Genomic DNA, 1,712 nt, shown 5'->3' on the forward strand with positions numbered 1-1,712 from the left:
CTACATTGTCCGAACCGACGCTTTCCCATCAATCACTTCACCGATTAACACCTCATCGGCTAAGCCAACAAACAAACCATTCTCCAAAACACCAGGAATGTTGTTAACGGTCTTCTCCAGCTCAGCAGGGTTATCAATGCCGGTAAACTTCACATCCAGCACCATGTTCCCCTGGTCAGTAATCACAGGACCATCCTTATTCACACCCATACGTAACTCAGGCGTACCACCCAATGCCGTCAACGCACGAGTGACAGGCGCAACTGCCATGGGTAGAACTTCTACTGGCAAAGCAAAGGTGGAACCTAATTTATCAACCAGCTTAGAGCTATCAACCACAACCACAAAGCGCTCGGCCAAGCCATCCACAACCTTCTCGCGAGTGTGGGCGGCACCACCACCCTTGATCAGGTTCTGCTGAGGATCAACTTCATCTGCACCATCAATGGCAATGTCAATGCGAGGCGCTTCATCCAGCGTAGTTAGCGGAATACCATGCTTTTTAGCCAGTACTGACGCCTGAAACGAAGTGGGAATACCCACAACGTCAGTAAGTTCACCAGCCGCCAAACGCTCGCCAATAAACTGAATGGCAAATGCAGTGGTGGAACCCGTGCCCAGACCCACAATTGAGCCAGATTTTACCTGGGCAGCAGCGGCGCGACCCACTTCTTGCTTCATTAACTTAACTGGGTCCATATCTCCCATGGTGTGATAACTCCTCTACTTGTCTTTAAAGACGATGTTGCTGAGGCTAACCTAAATCAATCTGAAAAAGACTGATGGCTATTACCATGGATAACTCATGGCTCAATCAGCAACCGCTCATCTTCGGGATCTAGCATGACGGAAATCGGGTCGGCTGCATAGACAATGGATGCGCAAATAGGGACATCCATGGGTCATCTACCTTGTCACCAAAAGGTCGGTAAATATCTGGAATTACCCCCACTACCATTTACCACCTGTGACTGTTAAAAACGCGCAAAACTACTGACGCGCCTAAGCTTAATACCTTATCGCTCTACCCTACAGACATTTACTGACCCTAGACTTTAGTCAACATTGATGCGGAGTCAGACCAACTTCTATGTAGTTGCACCTACACACTTTAGGATGTAGCAATATGAAATTTTTATCTCGCGCCCTATCGAGACGCCATAAACCGCTGCGATGGCTTTTGGCTCCCCTGATTTGCCTACTGATAATAGCGCCTACACCAGCCTTCACCCAGGAACTAACCCTAAGCCAGAAAGTTCTGAATATGGAACTGATGCTGGAGTCAGAATATGAAACGTATTTTGGTGAAGATCTAGCTGAGGTGACTCAATCACCAGAAGAAATTGCGATCGCATTAGCTCGGGTTGGAGAAGAAACCGGAACATCCCCCGCTGTTTTATGGGCCATGCCACGAGAAGATCACCTGCACCTGGTGCTGATTATGCCTAATGGTGAGCCCATTGTGCGTGATTTGTATGACGTCCCTAAAGACCTGCTGGCAAAAACCACGGAGCAATTTCATCGGCATATCAGTCGCCCCTCCGGCAATGCTTATATGCCAGCAGCTCGTAAGCTATACGACTGGATAATTGGCCCCTATGAGGATGAGTTTCTCACCCCGGCTGGCATCGATACTCTGTTGGTGTGTTCTGGAGATGGGCTCAGGGGGCTGGCCTTACCCGCACTCTATGATGGTGAACAATTTTTGGTGG

General features: G+C 48.8%; 1 protein-coding gene and 1 pseudogene. One reads left to right on the plus strand and one right to left on the minus strand.

Annotated elements, in window-relative coordinates; all coding sequences use genetic code 11:
- On the minus strand, positions 1 to 708 hold the full coding sequence (gene rpiA, locus DXZ20_RS16320) for a ribose-5-phosphate isomerase RpiA (protein ID WP_006515046.1): 708 nt from the start codon (positions 706 to 708) through the stop codon (positions 1 to 3).
- A 418-nt stretch (positions 709 to 1,126) separates the two neighbouring features.
- Here rpiA and DXZ20_RS16325 point away from each other — a divergent pair.
- Positions 1,127 to 1,712, plus strand: a pseudogene (locus DXZ20_RS16325) (CHAT domain-containing protein); the annotation flags it as partial.

Origin of the sequence: Adonisia turfae CCMR0081 (assembly GCF_011009555.1) — a bacterium.
Classification (GTDB): domain Bacteria; phylum Cyanobacteriota; class Cyanobacteriia; order Phormidesmidales; family Phormidesmidaceae; genus Leptothoe; species Leptothoe turfae.